The organism is Zhongshania sp. (assembly GCF_041584495.1).
GTDB lineage: Bacteria > Pseudomonadota > Gammaproteobacteria > Pseudomonadales > Spongiibacteraceae > Spongiibacter.
Genome location: NZ_JBFHDY010000028.1, coordinates 14,923 through 33,136 on the forward strand (window position 1 = coordinate 14,923; position 18,214 = coordinate 33,136).

Here is an 18,214-nt window from a genome sequence, read left to right on the forward strand (position 1 = left end):
TGGTGCGATTAGCGGCGATTCAAATGGTGTCCAGGGCCCACTTGGACGCGAATTTGCAACGGGCGGAAGCCCTGGTTGCAGAGGCGGCGGGCAGTGGTGCAAGGTTGGTGGTCCTGCCAGAAAATTTTGCTTTGTTTGGCCGTCGCGACATCGCCGCGCTAGCGGCTACCGAGGCTGTCGACTTGAATTTGCGGCAATTCCTCAGTGCACTGGCAGCGCGTCATCAGCTTATTGTAGTCGGTGGCACTATTCCTACCCCGGCGGAAGACGGTCGCGTGTACGCGACGAGTCTTGTCTATGCTGCGAATGGTGTCTGTCTTGGCAGTTACCGCAAAATACATTTGTTTGACGCCGAGCTTGGTGATGACCAAGGCCGCTATCGGGAGTCTGATTCCTATGCGCCGGGCGACAGCGTACTGGTTGTCGATACCGAGCTGGGCAAGCTGGGCGTGGCGGTGTGTTACGACCTGCGTTTTCCAGAGCTATTCAGGCTTATGCAGGATCAAGGGGTTGATATTATTGCCCTGCCTTCGGCGTTTACCCGCAGCACCGGCTGGGCGCATTGGTTGCCTCTGCTTCGTGCTCGCGCAATTGAAAATCAATGTTTTGTGGTAGCGGCTAACCAAGGCGGTATCCACGATGCTAAACGGCAGACCTCGGGCGGTTCTGTGCTTATTGACAGTTGGGGGCAGGTCTTGGCTGAGGCGGGCTTGGGCGCCTGCACGGTTATTGCTAACTATGACGCTGAGGAGCAACTGGCATTGCGCAAGCGAATGCCAGTTGCCCAGCACCGCCGTTTATAACTTTGCCATTAGTCAGCAGGTTTGGCGGCCTGAAGTTCTTTCAAATATTGGAATAATTTCCGTTTAGCAGCGGGCGGTTTTTTTGCCTGTGCGTCCTTGTCTATTTGCATTACCAGCTGGCGCAGACGTTGACGATCGCCATGGGGGTAGACGTTTAGAGCCTTTTCTATGGCGCTGATACCCGTCTCGGCGAGTTCATCGCGCAGTAGTTCTAAACGGTGGAATTGCTGAGCTTGCTCACGTTGACCTTCTTCGCGTTTGGCTAAGCCAGCTTCAATCTCTGTGAGGTCGATTCCGCGCATCAGCTTGCCAATATACTGGAGCTGGCGGCGCAGCGCTTCACGGCTGGTCAACTTTCGGGCGGTGCTTAGCGCCTCGATGAGATGCTCATCGTGAATCGTTATTTTGGCCAGTTCATTATTGCTGAGTTTAACGAGCTTTTCCCCCAACTGCTGGAGGGCTTGCATCTCTTTTTTTACCGCCGTTTTACTGGGGCGCTCTGATTCGGGTATTTCGTCAGTCACATTAAAATCCGTTGCTGTTAAGCGTAAAAATAGGTTGCTAGGCCGAGAAAGGACATAAAGCCGATAACATCGGTAACCGTGGTAAGTACTACGCCGCCAGCGAGGGCGGGGTCAATATTTAAGGATTTCATTGCCAGCGGTAGAGCAGCCCCCGCTAGCGCGGCGGTAATTAAATTAATAATCATGGCGGCGGCAATAATGCCGCCCATCAGTGGATCGCCGAACCACACGGTAGTGGCACCCGCAACGATCAAAGCCCAGAGGCCGCCGTTTATTGCACCGACCATAATTTCGCGGTTAATGAGCCAGCGACTATTGTCTTTGCTGATATGGCCCAAAGCCATACCCCTTATCACCACTGTTAAGGTTTGGGTGCCTGCGACGCCACCCATACTGGCCACAATTGGCATGAGTACCGCCAACGCCACCACTTTTTCTATGGTGGCCTCAAACAAGTTGATGACGCCAGAGGCAATAAAGGCGGTGAGTAAATTAATACCCAGCCATATAGCCCGGCGCGGCGCGGTGCTCCACACGGCGGCGAAGGTGTCTTCGTCTTCATCTAAACCCGCCATACTCATTAGGGAGTGGTCAGATTCTTCGCGAATAACGTCAACTACGTCATCGATGGTGATACGGCCGAGCAATAGGCTGTCTTCGCCGATGACCGGGGCCGAGACCCAGTCGTGGCGGGCGAAAAGCGTGGCGACCTCTTTTGACGACATACTGGCGGAGATCGGCTCCACCTCAGTGTCCATGATTTCCCGCACGGTCACGCTGGGGTCAGATACCAGCAGTTTGCGCAGTGATAGTATGCCGATGTACTGATCGTTGCGGTTGACGACGATCAGGCTGTCGGTCATCTCTGGCAGGCTTTCATGGCGGCGCAAATAGCGCATCGCGACATCGAGGGTGATGTTTGGCCGCACGGTAATTGTGTCGGTGTTCATCAAGCCGCCAGCAGTGTCCTCGTCAAAGGACAAGACATGTTCTACGCGCAGGCGATCTTGGTGGTCCATTGATTCCAGAACTTCGCGAATTACGCGGTCTGGTAATTGCTGGAGAATGTCGGCGATGTCGTCGGCTTCGAGGCCTTCGGTGATGGCCGCGACTTCTTCGGCGTCCATTTGCCGTAGGAATTGGCTTTGGACTTCGTCATTGAGATGTTGAAGGATGTCGCCTTCATTCTCAGCGTCGATAAGCTGCCACAAGACACTACGGATTTTGTGCGGCGTTGATTCAATTAAGTGGGCGGCGTCTGCGGGGGGAAGACCGTTTAGCATGCGGCGAATTTGCAGAAACCCGCCGGAACCCAAGGCGTCGTTAAGGGTTTTTAGCTGGCTCTCGGATTGTAGCTTGTCTGCAGTCTGGGCCATACCTATCCCTAGCCTGAGCCGTGGTGGATTTGTGAGATATCTTGCCAATTATCCTTGAAAGCGCGGCGCGCAACAATCCACTAGCTAATTTCAGATGAAATAAAGTTTCTTACTCACCCTCACCAAAGCGTTGATTTATCAGGTCTTGTATTGCGCTCAGGGCTGCAGTCTCGTCGGTTCCTTCACAGCGAACGTGAATGTCGCTGCCTTTTCCGGCGGCGAGCATCATCACTGACATAATACTTTTGCCGTCGACACTTTTGTCGCCAATGCGCAGGGTGATAAGCGAGCTATACGCACCTGTGGTGGCAACGAGTTTGGCAGCGGCGCGGGCGTGCAAACCGAGCTTATTGATGATTTTGAGTTCTGCTTCGACCATCGTGTCTTCTCTACTTCTGGAGTTCGCGATGGCGAACTTGTAAGTCTGGGTAGGCGTTACGCATGGCCTCTGCCAAGGATTCAACCATATATACTGAGCGATGTTGACCACCGGTGCAACCAACCGCAATAGTGAAATAACTGCGATTACTGGCTTCAATTTTGGGTAGCCACGTTTGCAGATATTGCAGAATATCGTGATGCATCAATTGCACATCAGACTGTTTGGCGAGAAACGCCTGCACGGCTTGGTCTCGACCTGTCAGACTGCGTAAATTATCTTGCCAGTGGGGGTTGGGCAGCATCCGCAAGTCGTACACAAGGTCGGCATCAATCGGTAAGCCGCGTTTAAAACCAAAAGACTTAAGCTGCACCGCAAGGCGGCTGGCGTCGACACCGAGAATACGGTCGCGAATTGCCGCGCGGAGTTCGTGTACCGTCATGTCACTGCTGTCGATTGCCAGTGAGGCTTCGACCACAATGGGTTCCAGTAAACGAGATTCTAGTTTGATGGCATCGGCCAGTGGCAGCGAGTCAGTGGTTAGCGGGTGGCGACGACGAGTTTCACTAAACCGCTTGATAAGTTTGTCGTCACCGGCGTCGAGAAAGACGATCCGCAGGTGGGCGTATTGCTTGACCTGATCGCACAGGTTTTTGAAGCGCGCGAGGCCATCTTGGGCGTTGCGAGCGTCGATGCACACGGCGACCTGCTGGTGCACTTTCAGTGGGCTTTGTGACAGCTCACGAACCAGCTCGGGTAATAGGGATACGGGCAAATTGTCGATGGCATAGAAGCCTTCATCTTCCAGTTGGTGCAGGGCGGTACTTTTGCCGGAACCTGAGCGCCCACTGAGGATGATGAGTTCCATTAGCTTTGTAGTGCTCGCTCAAAGAGGGCTTGGTCAGAAGTGGCACTACGCAGCTCGCTGCGAAAGTTTTCTTCATTGAAGGCGGTGGCAAGCGCCCCTAAGACTTTAAGGTGTTCGTCGTGTGCTTCTGCCGGCACGATAAGAGCAAACACCAAGTCGACCGGCTGGTCGTCTACCGCCTCGAAATCGATGGCTTGGTCGAGCTTGAGTAGCATGCCTGTGATCGCGGTGCAGCGGTTACTCCGACAATGAGGAATGGCGACGCCATGGCCAATACCGGTACTACCCAATCTTTCCCGCGCTAATAGCTCATTAAATAATTCGTCGGCGTCAAACTCGCTATTATCTGCGCTGATACCGGCTGAAATGAATTCAAGAAGTCGTTTTTTACTGGTAATGGACGCACCGCTGTGGGTGCGTCCTAAGGTGAGAATGGAATTGAGTGTCATGGTTTTTTGCAACAATGGGTTAGGTCAAGGGCCTTAGCGGCCGAGCGTTTTTTCTTTGTGTTTGATTAATTGTCGATCGAGTTTGTTGGTCAGGCTGTCGATCGCCGCGTACATATCCTCCGATTCGCAGGTGGCAAATAGGTCGGCGCCGGCGACGTGCACGGTGGCTTCGGCCTTTTGGATCAGCTTTTCTACTGACAGGGTGACGTCGGTATTAGTGATGTTGTCAAAGTGTCGTTGAAGTTTGCCGAGCTTGGTATTGACGTAATCGCGAAGAGACGGGGTAACATCAACGTGGTGACCACTAACAGTAATCTGCATATTTTGCTCCTTCATCGCTGAAAATAACTAGCGCCTCACGGCGCGTGTATGACGACAATGACCGTAACAGGGGCACTGTCACTATACCAGTCGTTTCCGCTCGGTTGAGGGCGGAATAACCAGTGATTCTCGATATTTTGCAATGGTGCGGCGGGCAACCTGAATGCCTTGCTCGCCGAGTAAGTCGGTAATTTTACTGTCGCTTAGGGGTTTGCGGGGGTTTTCTGCCGCCACTAGCTTTTTAATTAACGCGCGAATAGCCGTCGATGAACACTCACCGCCGGTGTCGGTCGATACATGGCTGGAAAAGAAGAATTTAAGCTCAAAAATGCCTCTTGGGGTGTGCATGTATTTTTGGGTCGTTACCCGTGAAATCGTGGATTCGTGCATGCCAACCGCTTCGGCAATATCGTGTAAAACCAGTGGTTTCATGGCTTCTTCGCCGTATTCTAAAAAGCCGCGCTGGTATTCAACAATTTTGGTTGCGACTTTCATTAGGGTTTCATTGCGGCTGAGCAGGCTTTTGATAAACCAGCGCGCTTCTTGCAAATTGTCGCGGATATAGTCGTTATCACTGCTATTGCTGCTTTTCCTAGCCAGTGCCGCGTAGTGCGCGTTAATTTGAATTTTGGGTGCAATATCAGGGTTCAGCTCCACCAACCAGCGATCATCCTTTTTGCTTACAAACACATCGGGGACGACATATTCAGTTTCGTCGGCGCCAATGCTGTCACCCGGTGTGGGGTTAAGCGATTGCACCAGTTTTATAATGTCGCGAAGCTGGTCTTCTTTTAAGCGGCAGCGACGCATTATCTGGTTATAGTCGCGATTGCCCAATTGCGCCATATACTGGCTTACGACAAGACGGGCCTCTTCAACTAAATAGGAATCGGCGGGTAATTGTTTGAGCTGAATTAATAAACACTCTTGCAAGTCGCGGGCGGCTACGCCCGGCGGATCAAATTGCTGAATGAGATGTAAAACGGCATTGAACTCTTCGATTTCGATTTCGTCACTGGCAAAGCCCTCGACAAGTTCTTCTGCGGTGACCGTTAACCTGCCATTGTCATCAATGGCGTCGATGATGGCATCGGCAATTAAACGGTCAATATCGGATAGGCGGCTGAGGTTGAGTTGCCAGCGTAAATGGTCTTGTAGGGAGTCTGCGCTGGAATTGCGATAGTCGTTGCTGTAGTCGTTGTCTTCCGGTGCCGAACCGCTGCCGGAGCCGCTGCTAGTGCCGCTAGTTTGGTAAACGTCGTCCCACTGGCTGTCGACCGGTAGGTCGTCAGGGATGTCGCTGCGTTCGGCCCACTCGGCGTCGGCTTCAGGTTGCGGGGCTTCGGCCTCTTGGTCGCTGCTTTTCTCTGCTTTTTTGGGTTCGGCGGACGTGGGCTCGGTATTGACCTCAAAATCGTCGCTGTCATCACTGATTTCAAGCAGTGGATTGGAATCCAATGCAGATTGTATTTCCTGTTGGAGATCGAGGGTGGAGAGTTGTAATAAGCGAATCGCCTGTTGCAGCTGAGGTGTCATGGTCAGGCTTTGACCGACTTTGAGCTGTAGCGATTGTTTCATAGGCAGTGGCTTCTACAACGGGGTGATGGCAACACGAGTAATAGGTTTTACTCCACCGGCAACAATTATGCCTCGCTCTCAGTGTAGTCGGGACAGTCATCTCCTGCAATACCTGTGCCGACTCATTTATTCATTGCATAACTTATAAGGTAAATTTATCGCCTAGGTAAATGTCACGGACAATCTGATTACTTAATACCGTGTTGGCGTCCCCTTCGGCAATGATACGGCCTTCGCCAACGATATAGGCCTTGTCGCAAATGTCGAGGGTTTCTCTGACGTTGTGGTCAGTGATGAGTACCCCAATACCCCGCGCCTGCAGGTGCTTTACAATATTTTGAATGTCGTTTACCGAGATCGGGTCGACCCCTGCAAAGGGCTCGTCAAGGAGGATGAAACTGGGCTCGGTGGCCAGCGCGCGGGCAATTTCAACTCGGCGACGTTCACCGCCAGACAGCGCCATACCCATTGATTTGCGAATATGGGTAATGTGGAATTCTTGAAGCAGGGCCTCTAATTTTTCCTTGCGCTGCGTGCGATTGAGGTCTTTCCGGGTCTCGAGGATGGCCATAATATTATCGGCGACGGTCAGTTTGCGAAAAATCGACGCTTCCTGTGGCAAGTAGCCTACCCCGTTTTTGGCGCGGCCATTAATTGACAGTTTGGTTAAGTCGCGATCATCGAGGCTGATCGTGCCCCGGTCGGCATTAACGATGCCAACAATCATATAAAAACAGGTGGTTTTGCCGGCGCCATTGGGGCCGAGTAGGCCGACTATTTCGCCGCTGCTGATGGTGAGTGACACATCTTTGATGATTTCGCGGCCCTTATAGGCCTTGGCGAGATTGCTGGCTTGCAGAACTGGCATGGTTAGCGCGATTCTCCGCTAGGGGCGTTGTCAGGGGTGGGTTTGGTCGTTGTGTTGTTGGCGTCACCGCCAGGCAAGTCGCCGTCAGGGATTGCTTGGGGTTGGAGGGTCATTTTCACCCGATTCTCTTTTTCTGTAGTGCCGCCATCGGCCACCACCATCTGCTTGCGGCCGCTGTACACCACGCGGTCGCCGGAAATTTTGGAGCCTTGATGGGTAATCGAGGCATTCTTTTGGAGAAGGATTTCCTCTTGTGCCAAGCTGTATTCAATGCGCTGGGCGCTGGCGATTACGACCCCCTCTTCGGCCCGGGGCTGTTGTTCAAAGTAGGCGGGGCTGCCTTCGGCAATCACTTTTTCAACTTTTCGGTTTGACTCAATAATGGTCAGTTTGTCGGCGCGGATCTTGAGCGAGCCCTGACTCATATTGACGTTACCGATATAAACACCTTGGTTGTTTTCGTAAATTGCCTTATCGGAACTCAGATTGATGGCTTGTTTGCGGTCATCGGGCAAGCTCAGCGCGGTGCTGCATACGCTCAAGGTAAGCGTGATGGCGAGCGCGGCTTTAAATAGGGTCATAGTGGCCTTTTACCTGGTCAAGGAGTTCAACACGTTCATTTTTCATACTGGCTTTCATGCCGAGTGAGTGAGTTTTGCCATTGCGCAAAGACAGGGTCAATGGCTGGTCAGTACTCACTTCGCTGTTCGCTAGATTTATTCGCAGTAATTCCGTTGTTATTTGCGCCTGCCGGATTAAATCTTTTACCAGTACAGTGTCGAGTAAGGTTAATTGCTCGCCGTCTTGGGATAGCTTGCCGGTCTTAGCGCTTGCCGTCCACGGTCGTTGGTCTGCGATATTGCCGATATAAGAGGGGGCTTGCAATGAGATTGAACCATCGGAAATTAATCGCTCTGCGCTGCTTGCTCGCCATTTATAGGCGATTTCGCCATCGCGGCTGTATTTGATGCCATCGACTTGGGTGAGGTGAGAGTCGGCATCGGGAACCGCCTCAAAACGCTCAACAATGCTCAGCTTACCACTTTCACTGAATTGGGTTAGGTAGACAATAATACCTGCCATGGCGGTAATGGCCGACAACACGGAGAATACAGTGAATTTGATTTGCTTCATGTCAGAGGTATTGTTCCAGCGCGCTATTGAGTTTGCCTTGAGCGGTAAGGATTAGCTCACAGACTTCACGGATAGCGCCGCTGCCGCCGGCGGCGCGGGTTTGCCAGTCGGCGTGGCGAGCGACAAATTCGTGGCCATTGGCAACAGTAATGCCTAGGCCAGCTTTGCGGATAGCAGAAAGATCGGGTAGGTCGTCGCCGACGTAGGCAATTTCACTCATCTTAAGGTCGAGATCAGCGCGGAGCTCCTCTAAGGCGACGAGTTTGTCTTCGCGGCCTTGGTAAATAAGCTCTATTTTGAGTTCACCAGCGCGACGCTTAACCAGTTCAGAGCAGCGGCCAGTGATAATGGCGGGTTTAATACCCGCATCGCGGAGTAATTTAATGCCGAGGCCGTCAAGAATGCTAAATGCTTTCATCTCTTCGCCACTATTGCCAAAGTACAGGCTGCCGTTGGTCAGCACGCCGTCGACATCCATGGCCAAGAGCTTGATGGTTTTTGCTTTCTCAATAACGCTGTTCATGGTGCTCGGATTCCTAAGCAACGCCTGCTTTGAGCAGGTCGTGAGTGTGGATGACACCGACCGGGTGGCCGTCTGCATTGACAGCGACCAATACCGTAATTTTATTGTCTTCCATGATACGCAGCGCTTCAGCGGCCATGGTGCCAGGTTTAACGGTGCGGCAATTGCGGGTCATAATGTCATCGATGGGACATTTGTGTATATCAATTCCGCGATCAATGGCCCGGCGCAGGTCGCCGTCGGTAAAAATGCCGGCAAGCACGCCAGCTTGGTCAACCACGGTGGTCATGCCTAGCGTTTTACTGCTCATTTCCAGAAGTGCACCACTGAGTGCACTGCCTAAGCTAATCTTGGGAATGCTGTCACCAGTGTGCATAATACTGTCGATTTTTAGGATTAGCCTGCGGCCCAGCGCGCCACCGGGGTGGGATAGGGCGAAGTCATTGGCAGTAAAACCTCTTGCTTCTAATAAGGCAATCGCCAGTGCATCCCCCATTACTAAGGTGGCGGTGGTGCTCGAGGTCGGTGCGAGATTTAATGGGCAAGCCTCTTCGGCCACGCCGACGTTTAAATGCACGTCAGCGGTGGTGGCGAGTTCTGAGTTTGGGTTGCCGGTTAATGCAATGACGGGCACAGCGAGGAGCTTAAACAGCGGTAAAATAGTGATTAATTCGCCGGTGGTACCGGAATTGGAGAGCGCAATCACAACATCGCCAGCGGTGATCATGCCCAGATCGCCGTGACTCGCCTCGCCGGGGTGAACAAAGAAGGCCGGCGTACCGGTGCTGGCAAGAGTGGCGGCAATTTTATTGCCGATGTGGCCCGACTTGCCCATGCCGGTAACCACGACGCGGCCCTTGCAGCCCATTAAAATGTCGCAGGCTTGGCTGAAGCTCTCGTCTATGCGGTTGGCGAGGACGGCAACGGCGTCGCGCTCCATGCGGATAACGCGCAGCGCTGAGCTGGTATATGATGTGTTATTGGTCACTCGGGGTTACCTGAATTATTGAAATTGCCCGTTAAGCGGGGGCTAATGTTGGCTATGATAATTTCCAATGTGACAAAATAACAGGATTAGCTGACCTCCGATGCGGGAGACATTTCTGTAAAAGAGGGTCGAAGCTAGCTGTTAGCAGTGTTGTGCCGTGTTTGTGCGGTTAAAAATTATTGAGGGAATGATATGTTTAAGCGAATTTTACTGGCGGCATTTATGGCTGTTGGTCTATCAGCGCAGGTATCTGCGGCGCAGAAGGGCCCCTACGAAGTGGTGGCTGATACTACCCAAGAGCTGGTGAAGGTTATCGAAGGTGCGCGTAGCTATGTAGATAAAGACCCTGAGCGTTTTACCGGTGAAGTGCGCCGAATAATGGATGAGGTTGTCGATTTTCAGAGTTTCGCGCGGGGCATAATGGGTAAATATGGCAGCCGGGGTTATTACGAGAGCCTGAAGACGGATGCTGAGCGCGCTAAATTTCGCGACCGGGTGATGCGTTTTACCAATAACTTTAAAGACGGCTTAATCAATACCTATGCTAAAGGCCTGCTTGGTTTTAACGGTAATCGTATCGAAGTGCTGCCGCTGGCCGATGACGCCGATTTAACGGGTAGCGTTGGTGTGCGTCAAAATATTTATGGTGAGCGCGCCAAGCCTTATCAAGTTATGTACACCCTTCGCCAAGGCTCTGATGGCAGCTGGAAGTTGCGCAATGTGGTGATAGAAGGCTTGAACTTAGGCCGCATTTATCAGAATCAGTTTGATGCTGCGGTTAAACAGTATAATGGTGATATTGACAAGGTTATTGCCAATTGGACTGTCGCCCCGCAAGCGGTGATGGAAGAACAGGCGGCAAAATAAATCTGGCGTTTTAATGGCGCGGGATGAATGCGCGTTTAGGTATTCGTCTCGCCATGTTGACCGCAATTGCGTACAATTCCGCGCTTGATATCGCAAGTGAAGAATACAGGTAGAATTGTCATGCAAACAGACCATATCGAACAGCGCCTTTCAGAGCACTTTCCCGAGAGTGACGTGGCTGTTAGCGGCGACGGCAGTCATTTTGATGTTCGGGTTGTGAGTGCCGCATTTACTGGCCTGCGCGCTGTTAAGCGCCAGCAATTGGTTTATGCTGCAGTCAATGATTGGATACGCGACGGTTCACTCCACGCCATTAATATTAAAGCTATTACGCCCGAGGAAGCCCAAGCCTGAGGCTGACGGGACTTTCCAGGAGAATTCATGGATAAGTTGCTTATACGCGGCTGCGGCCCTTTGGCCGGAGAAATTCGCGTGTCCGGTTCTAAAAATGCGGCGTTGCCGATTCTTGCCGCCACCTTGTTGTCCAGTGAGCCGGTATTGATCCGCAATCTCCCGCACTTGCACGACGTGACCACCATGATTGCACTGCTACGCAGCATGGGCACCGAGCTTATTGTTGATGAGCGACTCGGCGTTGAAATCAACGGTTCTACGACCACTAAAACGACTGCACCCTATGAACTCGTGAAAACGATGCGGGCATCGATATTGGTGCTGGGACCTTTATTGGCGCACTTCGGCCATGCCAAGGTGTCCTTTCCCGGTGGTTGCGCTATTGGTAGTCGGCCAGTCGATCAGCATTTGCGTGGCTTTGAAGCCATGGGTGCGGTCATCGACATTGACGAAGGTTATATCACTGCGCGAGCGCCTGAGGGCGGTTTGAAAGGCGCGCATGTTCTGTTTGATATGGTTACCGTTGGTGGTACAGAGAACGTCATGATGGCGGCGGCGCTGGCTAAAGGCCGCACGGTGCTAGAGAACGCCGCGCGTGAGCCTGAAATTGTCGATTTGGCCAACTGCCTGATCGCCATGGGTGCCAAAATAACGGGTCACGGCACGGCGACCATCACTATCGATGGTGTCGAGCATCTCAATGGCTGTACCTTCTCCGTGATGCCTGATCGTATTGAAGCGGGAACCTATTTGGTGGCCGCCGCCGCAAGTCGTGGTTCGATTCGGCTGCGGGACATTGGTCCCGAAACGCTGGAAGCGGTATTGGTTAAATTGGAGGAGGCGGGTGCTAAGATCGAAAGCGGTGCCGATTGGATTACACTTGATATGGAAGGTCGTCAGCCCAAAGCGGTGAATATAAAGACGATGCCATATCCGGGGTTTCCTACCGATATGCAGGCCCAGTTCACCGCGATGAATACCGTGGCTGACGGGGTGTCTCATGTAACTGAAACCATTTTTGAAAATCGCTTAATTCAAACCCATGAAATGAACCGTATGGGCGCGAAGATCACCATTGAAGGTAATACCGCGATGATTAAAGGTATTGACCGCCTCAAGGGTGCACCAGTGATGGCCAGTGATTTGCGCGCCTCGGCGAGCCTTGTTATTGCTGGTTTGGTGGCAGATGGCGAAACCTTAGTCGACCGGATTTATCATATTGATCGCGGCTATGAATGTATTGAGGAGAAATTCCTCGCCCTCGGCGCCGATATTCGCCGGGTTGCTAACTAGAATTTATCAGTTCCTGGAGTTTACCTGTGGATCAGCCGGTTACTATCGCCCTTACCAAAGGGCGTATTCTTAAAGAAACCCTGCCCCTGCTTGCCGAGGCTGGCATTGTGCCGCTTGAGGATATTAGCAGCAGTCGCAAGCTGATTTTTGAAACCAATCACGCCCATATTCAGCTTATCGTTATTCGGGGTACCGACGTGCCGACCTATGTGAAGTTGGGCTCGGCTGATATCGGTGTTGCTGGTAAGGATATGTTGCTGGAGCTCGGCGCGGCAGATATGTACGAGCCGCTAGACTTAAATATTGCCCGCTGCCGTTTAATGACAGCGGGGCGGGTTGGCGAGGTGCTGCCCCATGGTCGGGTGCGGGTCGCTACTAAATTTGTGAATGTCGCCCGTCGCCACTTTGCTGAGCGTGGCGTTCAGGTAGAGCTGATTAAGCTTTATGGTGCTATGGAATTAGCGCCCCTGATGAATTTGGCTGATTTGATTGTCGATATTGTAGATACCGGTAATACCTTGCGCGCCAATGGCATGGAGCCGCGGGATATGATCGCCGATGTTAGCTCGCGCTTAGTGGTTAATAAGGCGGCAATGAAGCGCAAACACCACAGTATTCAGGATATCATCGGTAAATTGACCGCGGCTGTGGAGGCTCGCCAAGCTGCATCGGAGGCTGTGTAATGGCAGATATTATTCGGCGCATGAGGTCTGTGGATGCGGGGTTTGATGCCGCACTGACCGCACTGCTCAACTGGGAGGCCACCACCAACCCGACCGTTGCAAATACAGTGGCGGGGGTTTTGGCGGCTATTCGCAGTGATGGCGATACTGCCTTGCTCAGTTATACCAAGCAGTTTGACGGCGTTGATGTTGATACCGCTGCCGAGCTGGAGATTCCTCAGGCGCGATTGCAGGCGGCGTTACTTTCGATACCCGCCGAGGTGCGTGAGGCTTTAGAAAAAGCCGCCGAGCGCATTCGCAGCTATCACCAGTACCAGCGTCAGGAATCGTGGTCTTATACCGAGGCTGATGGGACCGTGCTGGGTCAGCAAATCACCCCGCTTGAGCGGATTGGTCTCTACGTGCCGGGCGGAAAAGCGACCTACCCTTCATCGGTATTAATGAATGCGATACCCGCCAAAGTGGCGGGGGTGGATGAGCTGATTATGGTCTCGCCCACACCGAAAGGCTTTGTGAATGACATGGTTTTGGCGGCGGCTGCGATTGCCGGTGTCGATCGCGTATTTACCATTGGTGGGGCGCAAGCCGTTGGCGCTTTAGCTTATGGCACGATGACCATTCCAAAAGTCGATAAAATTGTCGGTCCCGGCAATATCTATGTGGCCACCGCAAAGCGTCAGGTGTTTGGCAGTGTTGGGCTGGATATGATTGCCGGGCCATCGGAGATACTGGTGATCTGCGATGGTAAGACTGACCCCGACTGGATCGCCATGGATTTGTTTTCCCAGGCGGAACACGACGAAGATGCCCAATCTATATTATTAAGCCCTGACGTCGACTTTTTGGACGCGGTGGAGGCGAGTATTACTAAGTTGTTGCCGACGTCGGAGCGGGCGGACATTATTTGCCAATCCCTCTCTGCGCGTGGCGCCTTGATTCTGGTAAAAGACCTTGATGAGGCTGTCGCACTTAGTAATCGAATTGCGCCGGAGCACTTGGAGTTGTCCTTTGATAATGCCCAAGATTATTTGCCTAAAGTTCGTCACGCGGGCGCGATTTTTATGGGCCGCTATACCCCTGAAGCGCTAGGTGATTATTGCGCAGGCCCCAATCACGTTTTGCCAACCTCTGGCACGGCGCGGTTTTCGTCGCCGCTGGGGGTTTACGATTTTCAAAAACGCTCATCTATTATTGGTTGTTCGGCAGCGGGCGCTGCAGAGTTGGCCAAGGTGGCCTCGGTGTTGGCTAGGGGGGAGTCCTTAACAGCTCACGCCCGCAGTGCGGAATACCGTTTTTTACCAGCGGATGACGCTGGCGAGGAGTCAGTATGAGCCGGTTTTGGAGCCCCTTTGTTAAGGACCTAGTGCCGTATATTCCCGGCGAACAGCCCAAACTGCAAAAACTGACCAAGCTCAATACCAATGAAAATCCCTATGGACCATCGCCACAGGCCTTGGCCGCAATGCAACAGGGGCTTAACGACGATTTACGCCGCTACCCTGACCCCAATAGTGATCTGCTAAAGGCGGCAATTGCCGACTATCACGGCGTTGATAGCGCCCAAGTGTTTGTTGGTAATGGCTCAGACGAAGTGCTTGCCCATATTTTTCACGGCCTATTTCAACATGGCAAACCGCTGCTGTTTCCAGATATTACCTACAGTTTTTACCCGGTTTACTGCGGTTTATACGGTATTCCCTATGAGGCGATTCCGCTCGACGCGTCTTTTCAGCTTAGGGTTAGTGATTACACGGGCATGAAGGGCGGCATTATTTTCCCCAACCCCAATGCGCCGACTGGGTGCTTTTTGCCGCTGGCGGAAATAGAGCGGCTATTGGCGGTGAATACCGAAACTGTGGTGGTGATTGATGAGGCCTATGTGGATTTCGGTGGCGAATCGGCCATTGGTTTAGTAAACCACTATCCCAATTTGCTGGTGACTCAGACTTTGTCGAAGTCGCGCTCCTTGGCGGGATTGCGAGTGGGCTTTGCGGTTGGTCATTCTGATTTAATTGAAGCCTTGGATCGGATTAAAAATAGTTTTAACTCTTACCCCCTCGATCGCCTAGCCCAGCTTGGTGCGGCGGCGTCTTTTGCCGATCAAGCCTATTTTGAGCAGTGTCAGCAGGCGGTGATCACGGAGCGCGAAAATCTAGTGCAGCATTTAGCCGCCTTAGACTTTGATGTGTTGCCGTCTCTCGCTAATTTTGTGTTTTGTCGGCACCGCAGTCGCGATGCCGCCGAGCTGGCGGCAGGCTTACGCGAAGATGGTGTTATTGTTCGTCACTTCAAGCAGGCCCGCGTAGCGCAATATTTGCGTATTACTGTTGGTCGACCGGAAGAGAGTGCGGTGTTATTTGAATCACTACAGCGGGTTCTCGGTGCGCCAGGCTAAGCATCGCGTATCAGCTGAGCTGCCGAGGGGCACTTTAACTATTGGGGCGTTCGGCGACTTGGGTCACTATCGTGAGCAGTTCCTCGCCCCGCAATAAGCCAATCCGCACATGCTGGCCGGGGCGGGTATAGGTGATTAGCTTCATTCCGGCGTGGCCATCGCCAACTTGTTCACCATTAATTTCAGTGAGAATATCGCCGACTTTTAAGCCGGCTTTTTCGGCGGGGCCGCTGTTCGCTAGGGCTGTGATAACAACGCCATTGGTACCAAGTCCGACGGGCTGGACTTCAATGCCAAGCCAGCCGCGCAGCGGGCGACCGTAAGTAATTAAGTCGCTCATCGTGCGCAGGGCGAGGTCGGTGGGGATGGCCAAGCCTATGCCGGTAGAGCCGCCGCTCTGGGTGTAAATGGCGGTATTGATACCCAGTAAACGGCCTTTGGTGTCAATGAGGGCGCCGCCAGAGTTACCGGGGTTGATGGCAGCATCGGTCTGAATATAGTTTTCGAACTGGCTCAGGCCGAGCCCGTAGCGTCCGGTGGCGCTGACAATGCCTTGGGTTACGGTTTGGCCGAAGCCGTAGGGGTTGCCGATGGCGAGAACGATATTGCCGACCCGGATTTTGCTGGGGTCGCCAATCGTGATACTGGTGAGATTGCCTAGGTCTATCTTAAGCACGGCAAGGTCGGTGTCGGCGTCACTGCCGATCACGCTAGCGAGCGCTTGGCGGCCGTCGTGGAGCAGTACTAAAATTTCATCAGCGCCCTTAATAACGTGGTAGTTTGTTAATAGGTAGCCGGCATCACTGACAATAACGCCGGAGCCCAAACTGCGCTCTAGCTGCTGTTTGGCTTTGCCGTTGCGTTTAAAAAAATGTTTGAATAGCGGATCGTTGGCTAGCGGGTGGCGTTGTTGCACAACCTTTGTGGTATAGATGTTGGCGACCGCTGGCGCGGCTTTATCTACCGCATAGACATAATCGCGGTCGCGTTGACCGGGCAGGTAGGCGAGTACGCACAGGCCCAGTAATGCCCCGCAAAGCGTTGGCCAGATCAGAGTTTTGGGGTTGGGCAGATTCAAAAGCTGATCCTCGCGATGCACTACATTGGCCATTTTTGGCTGGGCTAAACTGCTGGCGTGCTAGCCTAGCATGATTTACGCCGTTTTCGAATTTCTGGGAGCTTGTATGAGTGTTTCATTGTCTGCTTTGCTTGCCGCTGCAGATGGCCTGTTGGCGCCACACAATTTTAATGATTATTGTCCGAATGGCCTGCAGGTGGCGGGGCGGCCAGAGGTACATCGTATTGTGTCGGGGGTGACTGCGTCCCAAGCCTTGATTGAAGCAGCGATTGAGGCGCGGGCGGATGCCATTATTGTGCATCACGGCTATTTTTGGCGGGGAGAAGACCCTTGTGTGGTGGGTATGAAGCGCCGCCGCCTTGGCTTGCTGTTGGCGCATGATATCAGTTTGGTCGCTTACCATTTGCCCTTGGATGCGCATCCGGAGTTGGGGAATAATATTCAGCTCGCTAAGCAGTTGGGTATTGCGGTTGAGGGCGGGCTCGAGCCCGGTAATCCGCGCTCGGTGGGCAATATTGGCGTGTTGGCGGCGCCGCAATCAGCGCAGGATTTTGCCGACCATATTACTAGTGTGTTGGGGCGGCGTCCGCTATTGGAATTGGGTCATGAACGGCCGATTCGGCGTATTGGTTGGTGTACCGGGGCCGCGCAATCTTATATTGAAAAAGCGGCGGCGCTAGGCATGGATGCCTTTCTCAGTGGCGAGGTGTCGGAGCCGACGATATTAGCGGCGCGGGAGCTGGGTATTACCTATATTGGCGCAGGTCACCACGCGACCGAGCGATATGGTGTACAGGCTTTGGCTGGGGCGTTGGCTGCGCAATTTAACTTGCAGCACGAGTTTATTGATATTGATAATCCCGCTTAAGGGTTGCGCGCTGGTTTGTTGGTGGGGACGGCGTTGGCCCCAGTGTTGGTTGCTGGGGCCTAGTCTGCTAGAGGTGTGGTGTTGGTGGCGGATCGATAGGATCTTTGGGTTTCTTTTCGGAGTCCATGCCGAATTCTTCGTGTAACGCGCCTTTTTTGCCGGGTTGGCGTGGCGCGTAGTCCAGCGGTGGAGCTGAAGGCGTGGCCTTGGTGGGTTTGCTCTCTAGCACCGGGCGGCCTTCAGGTAGCGCTTGTAGCGGGCTGATACCGGATGCATGTAAGTTTTGCGCGCCGTCGACAATATGGTTGTGGACGCTGCGGTAGCTTTCAGCGAGTTCATTTAGAAGTTCACCGGTGCGGTCAAAATGGGTGCTGACCTGCTGTTGATACTCTTGCTGTTGCTGCTGCATTTCGCCGAACTGTTTTTCTAGTGCTGCGCGATTTTGTTGTTCAGGCCTTAGTCGCCCCAAGATGAAGTAGCCGATGGCGGCGCCACTGAGTAAACAAATGATGGCAACGGTGATCAGGGTGCTTAAGTCTTGCACAGAAACTCCTCCGGTGAGTCGACGTGTATGTCACTCTTGTAGTGTTAAGTATAACTGCTCACGCGATTGGGTTCAGTATGCCCCGATAAAAAATTGCCAATTCGTGGTTGGGTCGGTAAAGTTGCGCCGACTTGAACGAGGGTCTTTATGTGGCTACCCCATTACAGCGATATCGACGAGATCTAGAGCAGGCTGATTTTTCTTACGATCCAGCTCAGGAATACGCTGTGAGCTGTTTGCAGCGTTTGTATGATGAATTGCTTGCGCAGCCCGCGCCAGGCGCAGCAGGGCTGTGGGCGCGCCTGACACGGCGCGCCCACA

Annotated in this window: 23 protein-coding genes; 9 read left to right on the forward strand and 14 right to left on the reverse strand. The window is 53.0% G+C overall.

The window, feature by feature from the left end:
• The first annotated feature begins 2 nt into the window (after positions 1–2).
• Positions 3–803: a carbon-nitrogen hydrolase family protein gene (locus tag ABYP33_RS07080; protein WP_373089857.1), complete on the forward strand. Its 801-nt coding sequence runs from the start codon at positions 3–5 to the stop codon at positions 801–803.
• A gap of 8 nt (positions 804–811) precedes the next feature.
• Here ABYP33_RS07080 and yjgA read toward each other — a convergent pair whose 3' ends face one another.
• The 12 genes from yjgA to ABYP33_RS07140 all read right to left on the reverse strand — a co-directional run bounded on the left by yjgA (position 812) and on the right by ABYP33_RS07140 (position 9,811).
• Positions 812–1,327 carry a ribosome biogenesis factor YjgA gene (gene yjgA, locus ABYP33_RS07085; protein WP_373089859.1) on the reverse strand — a complete coding sequence of 172 codons (516 nt, stop codon included), beginning with the start codon at positions 1,325–1,327 and terminating at the stop codon, positions 812–814.
• A 17-nt stretch (positions 1,328–1,344) separates the two neighbouring features.
• Positions 1,345–2,703, reverse strand: coding sequence for a magnesium transporter (gene mgtE, locus ABYP33_RS07090; protein WP_373089861.1), 1,359 nt, complete (start codon positions 2,701–2,703; stop codon positions 1,345–1,347).
• Positions 2,704–2,812: 109 nt separating this feature from the next.
• Positions 2,813–3,082: an HPr family phosphocarrier protein gene (locus tag ABYP33_RS07095; RefSeq protein ID WP_373089863.1), complete on the reverse strand. Its 270-nt coding sequence runs from the start codon at positions 3,080–3,082 to the stop codon at positions 2,813–2,815.
• 10 nt (positions 3,083–3,092) lie between these two features.
• Positions 3,093–3,950 carry an RNase adapter RapZ gene (gene rapZ, locus ABYP33_RS07100; RefSeq protein WP_373089865.1) on the reverse strand — a complete coding sequence of 286 codons (858 nt, stop codon included), beginning with the start codon at positions 3,948–3,950 and terminating at the stop codon, positions 3,093–3,095.
• Positions 3,950–4,399 (reverse strand): PTS sugar transporter subunit IIA, encoded by a 450-nt coding sequence (locus tag ABYP33_RS07105; protein WP_373089868.1) that lies wholly within the window; start codon positions 4,397–4,399, stop codon positions 3,950–3,952. Before ABYP33_RS07105 ends, rapZ begins: the two co-directional genes overlap by 1 nt.
• 33 nt (positions 4,400–4,432) lie before the next feature.
• Positions 4,433–4,720 (reverse strand): ribosome hibernation-promoting factor, HPF/YfiA family, encoded by a 288-nt coding sequence (gene hpf / locus ABYP33_RS07110; protein WP_373089870.1) that lies wholly within the window; start codon positions 4,718–4,720, stop codon positions 4,433–4,435.
• Between the two features lie 81 nt (positions 4,721–4,801).
• On the reverse strand, positions 4,802–6,298 hold the full coding sequence (locus ABYP33_RS07115) for an RNA polymerase factor sigma-54 (RefSeq protein ID WP_373089872.1): 1,497 nt from the start codon (positions 6,296–6,298) through the stop codon (positions 4,802–4,804).
• A 142-nt stretch (positions 6,299–6,440) separates the two neighbouring features.
• Positions 6,441–7,166, reverse strand: a complete 726-nt coding sequence (gene lptB, locus ABYP33_RS07120) for an LPS export ABC transporter ATP-binding protein (RefSeq protein WP_373089874.1) — start codon at positions 7,164–7,166, stop codon at positions 6,441–6,443.
• Between the two features lie 2 nt (positions 7,167–7,168).
• A complete protein-coding gene (gene lptA, locus ABYP33_RS07125) occupies positions 7,169–7,747 on the reverse strand; it encodes a lipopolysaccharide transport periplasmic protein LptA (protein WP_373089876.1) in 579 nt (192 codons plus the stop codon).
• Positions 7,734–8,300, reverse strand: a complete 567-nt coding sequence (gene lptC / locus ABYP33_RS07130) for an LPS export ABC transporter periplasmic protein LptC (protein WP_373089878.1) — start codon at positions 8,298–8,300, stop codon at positions 7,734–7,736. Before lptC ends, lptA begins: the two co-directional genes overlap by 14 nt.
• Before the next feature lies 1 nt (position 8,301).
• Complete coding sequence (locus ABYP33_RS07135) at positions 8,302–8,823, reverse strand: KdsC family phosphatase (RefSeq protein ID WP_373089880.1); 522 nt, start codon at positions 8,821–8,823, stop codon at positions 8,302–8,304.
• 13 nt (positions 8,824–8,836) lie between these two features.
• Positions 8,837–9,811 carry a KpsF/GutQ family sugar-phosphate isomerase gene (locus ABYP33_RS07140; protein WP_373089882.1) on the reverse strand — a complete coding sequence of 325 codons (975 nt, stop codon included), beginning with the start codon at positions 9,809–9,811 and terminating at the stop codon, positions 8,837–8,839.
• A 192-nt stretch (positions 9,812–10,003) separates the two neighbouring features.
• Here ABYP33_RS07140 and ABYP33_RS07145 point away from each other — a divergent pair, with 192 nt between their 5' ends.
• The 6 genes from ABYP33_RS07145 to hisC all read left to right on the forward strand — a co-directional run bounded on the left by ABYP33_RS07145 (position 10,004) and on the right by hisC (position 15,403).
• Positions 10,004–10,678, forward strand: coding sequence for a phospholipid-binding protein MlaC (locus ABYP33_RS07145; protein ID WP_373089884.1), 675 nt, complete (start codon positions 10,004–10,006; stop codon positions 10,676–10,678).
• Between the two features lie 120 nt (positions 10,679–10,798).
• Positions 10,799–11,032 (forward strand): BolA family protein, encoded by a 234-nt coding sequence (locus ABYP33_RS07150; protein ID WP_373089886.1) that lies wholly within the window; start codon positions 10,799–10,801, stop codon positions 11,030–11,032.
• A 27-nt stretch (positions 11,033–11,059) separates the two neighbouring features.
• Positions 11,060–12,325: a UDP-N-acetylglucosamine 1-carboxyvinyltransferase gene (gene murA, locus ABYP33_RS07155; RefSeq protein ID WP_373089888.1), complete on the forward strand. Its 1,266-nt coding sequence runs from the start codon at positions 11,060–11,062 to the stop codon at positions 12,323–12,325.
• A 26-nt stretch (positions 12,326–12,351) separates the two neighbouring features.
• Complete coding sequence (gene hisG / locus ABYP33_RS07160) at positions 12,352–13,008, forward strand: ATP phosphoribosyltransferase (RefSeq protein WP_008251622.1); 657 nt, start codon at positions 12,352–12,354, stop codon at positions 13,006–13,008.
• Entirely contained in the window at positions 13,008–14,339 is a 1,332-nt protein-coding gene (gene hisD, locus ABYP33_RS07165) for a histidinol dehydrogenase (protein WP_373089890.1), read from the forward strand. The genes hisG and hisD overlap by 1 nt, the downstream gene beginning before the upstream one ends.
• Positions 14,336–15,403 (forward strand): histidinol-phosphate transaminase, encoded by a 1,068-nt coding sequence (hisC, locus tag ABYP33_RS07170; RefSeq protein ID WP_373089893.1) that lies wholly within the window; start codon positions 14,336–14,338, stop codon positions 15,401–15,403. Before hisD ends, hisC begins: the two co-directional genes overlap by 4 nt.
• A 34-nt stretch (positions 15,404–15,437) precedes the next feature.
• Here hisC and ABYP33_RS07175 read toward each other — a convergent pair whose 3' ends face one another.
• The gene (locus ABYP33_RS07175; RefSeq protein ID WP_373089895.1) at positions 15,438–16,514 is read right to left on the reverse strand and encodes a trypsin-like peptidase domain-containing protein; all 1,077 of its coding nucleotides are present in this window, start codon (positions 16,512–16,514) and stop codon (positions 15,438–15,440) included.
• A gap of 73 nt (positions 16,515–16,587) precedes the next feature.
• Between ABYP33_RS07175 and ABYP33_RS07180 the strand changes: the two genes are divergently transcribed.
• Positions 16,588–17,349 carry a Nif3-like dinuclear metal center hexameric protein gene (locus tag ABYP33_RS07180; protein ID WP_373089898.1) on the forward strand — a complete coding sequence of 254 codons (762 nt, stop codon included), beginning with the start codon at positions 16,588–16,590 and terminating at the stop codon, positions 17,347–17,349.
• A gap of 67 nt (positions 17,350–17,416) precedes the next feature.
• Here the strand turns inward: ABYP33_RS07180 and ABYP33_RS07185 are convergent, their stop codons facing one another.
• Positions 17,417–17,893, reverse strand: coding sequence for a YhcB family protein (locus ABYP33_RS07185; RefSeq protein WP_373089900.1), 477 nt, complete (start codon positions 17,891–17,893; stop codon positions 17,417–17,419).
• 149 nt (positions 17,894–18,042) lie between these two features.
• Between ABYP33_RS07185 and zapE the strand changes: the two genes are divergently transcribed.
• The coding region (gene zapE, locus ABYP33_RS07190; RefSeq protein ID WP_373089904.1) for an AFG1/ZapE family ATPase at positions 18,043–18,214 on the forward strand (172 nt) is incomplete at its 3' end.

Coding starts and splice junctions, on each gene's coding strand:
- hisC (WP_373089893.1), top strand. CDS start 14,336: ATGAGCCGGTTTTGGAGCCCCTTTGTTAAGGACCTAGTGCCGTATATT.
- murA (WP_373089888.1), top strand. CDS start 11,060: ATGGATAAGTTGCTTATACGCGGCTGCGGCCCTTTGGCCGGAGAAATT.
- lptB (WP_373089874.1), bottom strand. CDS start 7,166: ATGCCAGTTCTGCAAGCCAGCAATCTCGCCAAGGCCTATAAGGGCCGC.
- mgtE (WP_373089861.1), bottom strand. CDS start 2,703: ATGGCCCAGACTGCAGACAAGCTACAATCCGAGAGCCAGCTAAAAACC.
- ABYP33_RS07105 (WP_373089868.1), bottom strand. CDS start 4,399: ATGACACTCAATTCCATTCTCACCTTAGGACGCACCCACAGCGGTGCG.
- lptA (WP_373089876.1), bottom strand. CDS start 7,747: ATGACCCTATTTAAAGCCGCGCTCGCCATCACGCTTACCTTGAGCGTA.
- hisD (WP_373089890.1), top strand. CDS start 13,008: ATGGCAGATATTATTCGGCGCATGAGGTCTGTGGATGCGGGGTTTGAT.
- ABYP33_RS07150 (WP_373089886.1), top strand. CDS start 10,799: ATGCAAACAGACCATATCGAACAGCGCCTTTCAGAGCACTTTCCCGAG.
- lptC (WP_373089878.1), bottom strand. CDS start 8,300: ATGAAGCAAATCAAATTCACTGTATTCTCCGTGTTGTCGGCCATTACC.
- ABYP33_RS07145 (WP_373089884.1), top strand. CDS start 10,004: ATGTTTAAGCGAATTTTACTGGCGGCATTTATGGCTGTTGGTCTATCA.
- ABYP33_RS07135 (WP_373089880.1), bottom strand. CDS start 8,823: ATGAACAGCGTTATTGAGAAAGCAAAAACCATCAAGCTCTTGGCCATG.
- rapZ (WP_373089865.1), bottom strand. CDS start 3,950: ATGGAACTCATCATCCTCAGTGGGCGCTCAGGTTCCGGCAAAAGTACC.
- hpf (WP_373089870.1), bottom strand. CDS start 4,720: ATGCAGATTACTGTTAGTGGTCACCACGTTGATGTTACCCCGTCTCTT.
- ABYP33_RS07175 (WP_373089895.1), bottom strand. CDS start 16,514: ATGGCCAATGTAGTGCATCGCGAGGATCAGCTTTTGAATCTGCCCAAC.
- ABYP33_RS07095 (WP_373089863.1), bottom strand. CDS start 3,082: ATGGTCGAAGCAGAACTCAAAATCATCAATAAGCTCGGTTTGCACGCC.
- ABYP33_RS07115 (WP_373089872.1), bottom strand. CDS start 6,298: ATGAAACAATCGCTACAGCTCAAAGTCGGTCAAAGCCTGACCATGACA.
- ABYP33_RS07180 (WP_373089898.1), top strand. CDS start 16,588: ATGAGTGTTTCATTGTCTGCTTTGCTTGCCGCTGCAGATGGCCTGTTG.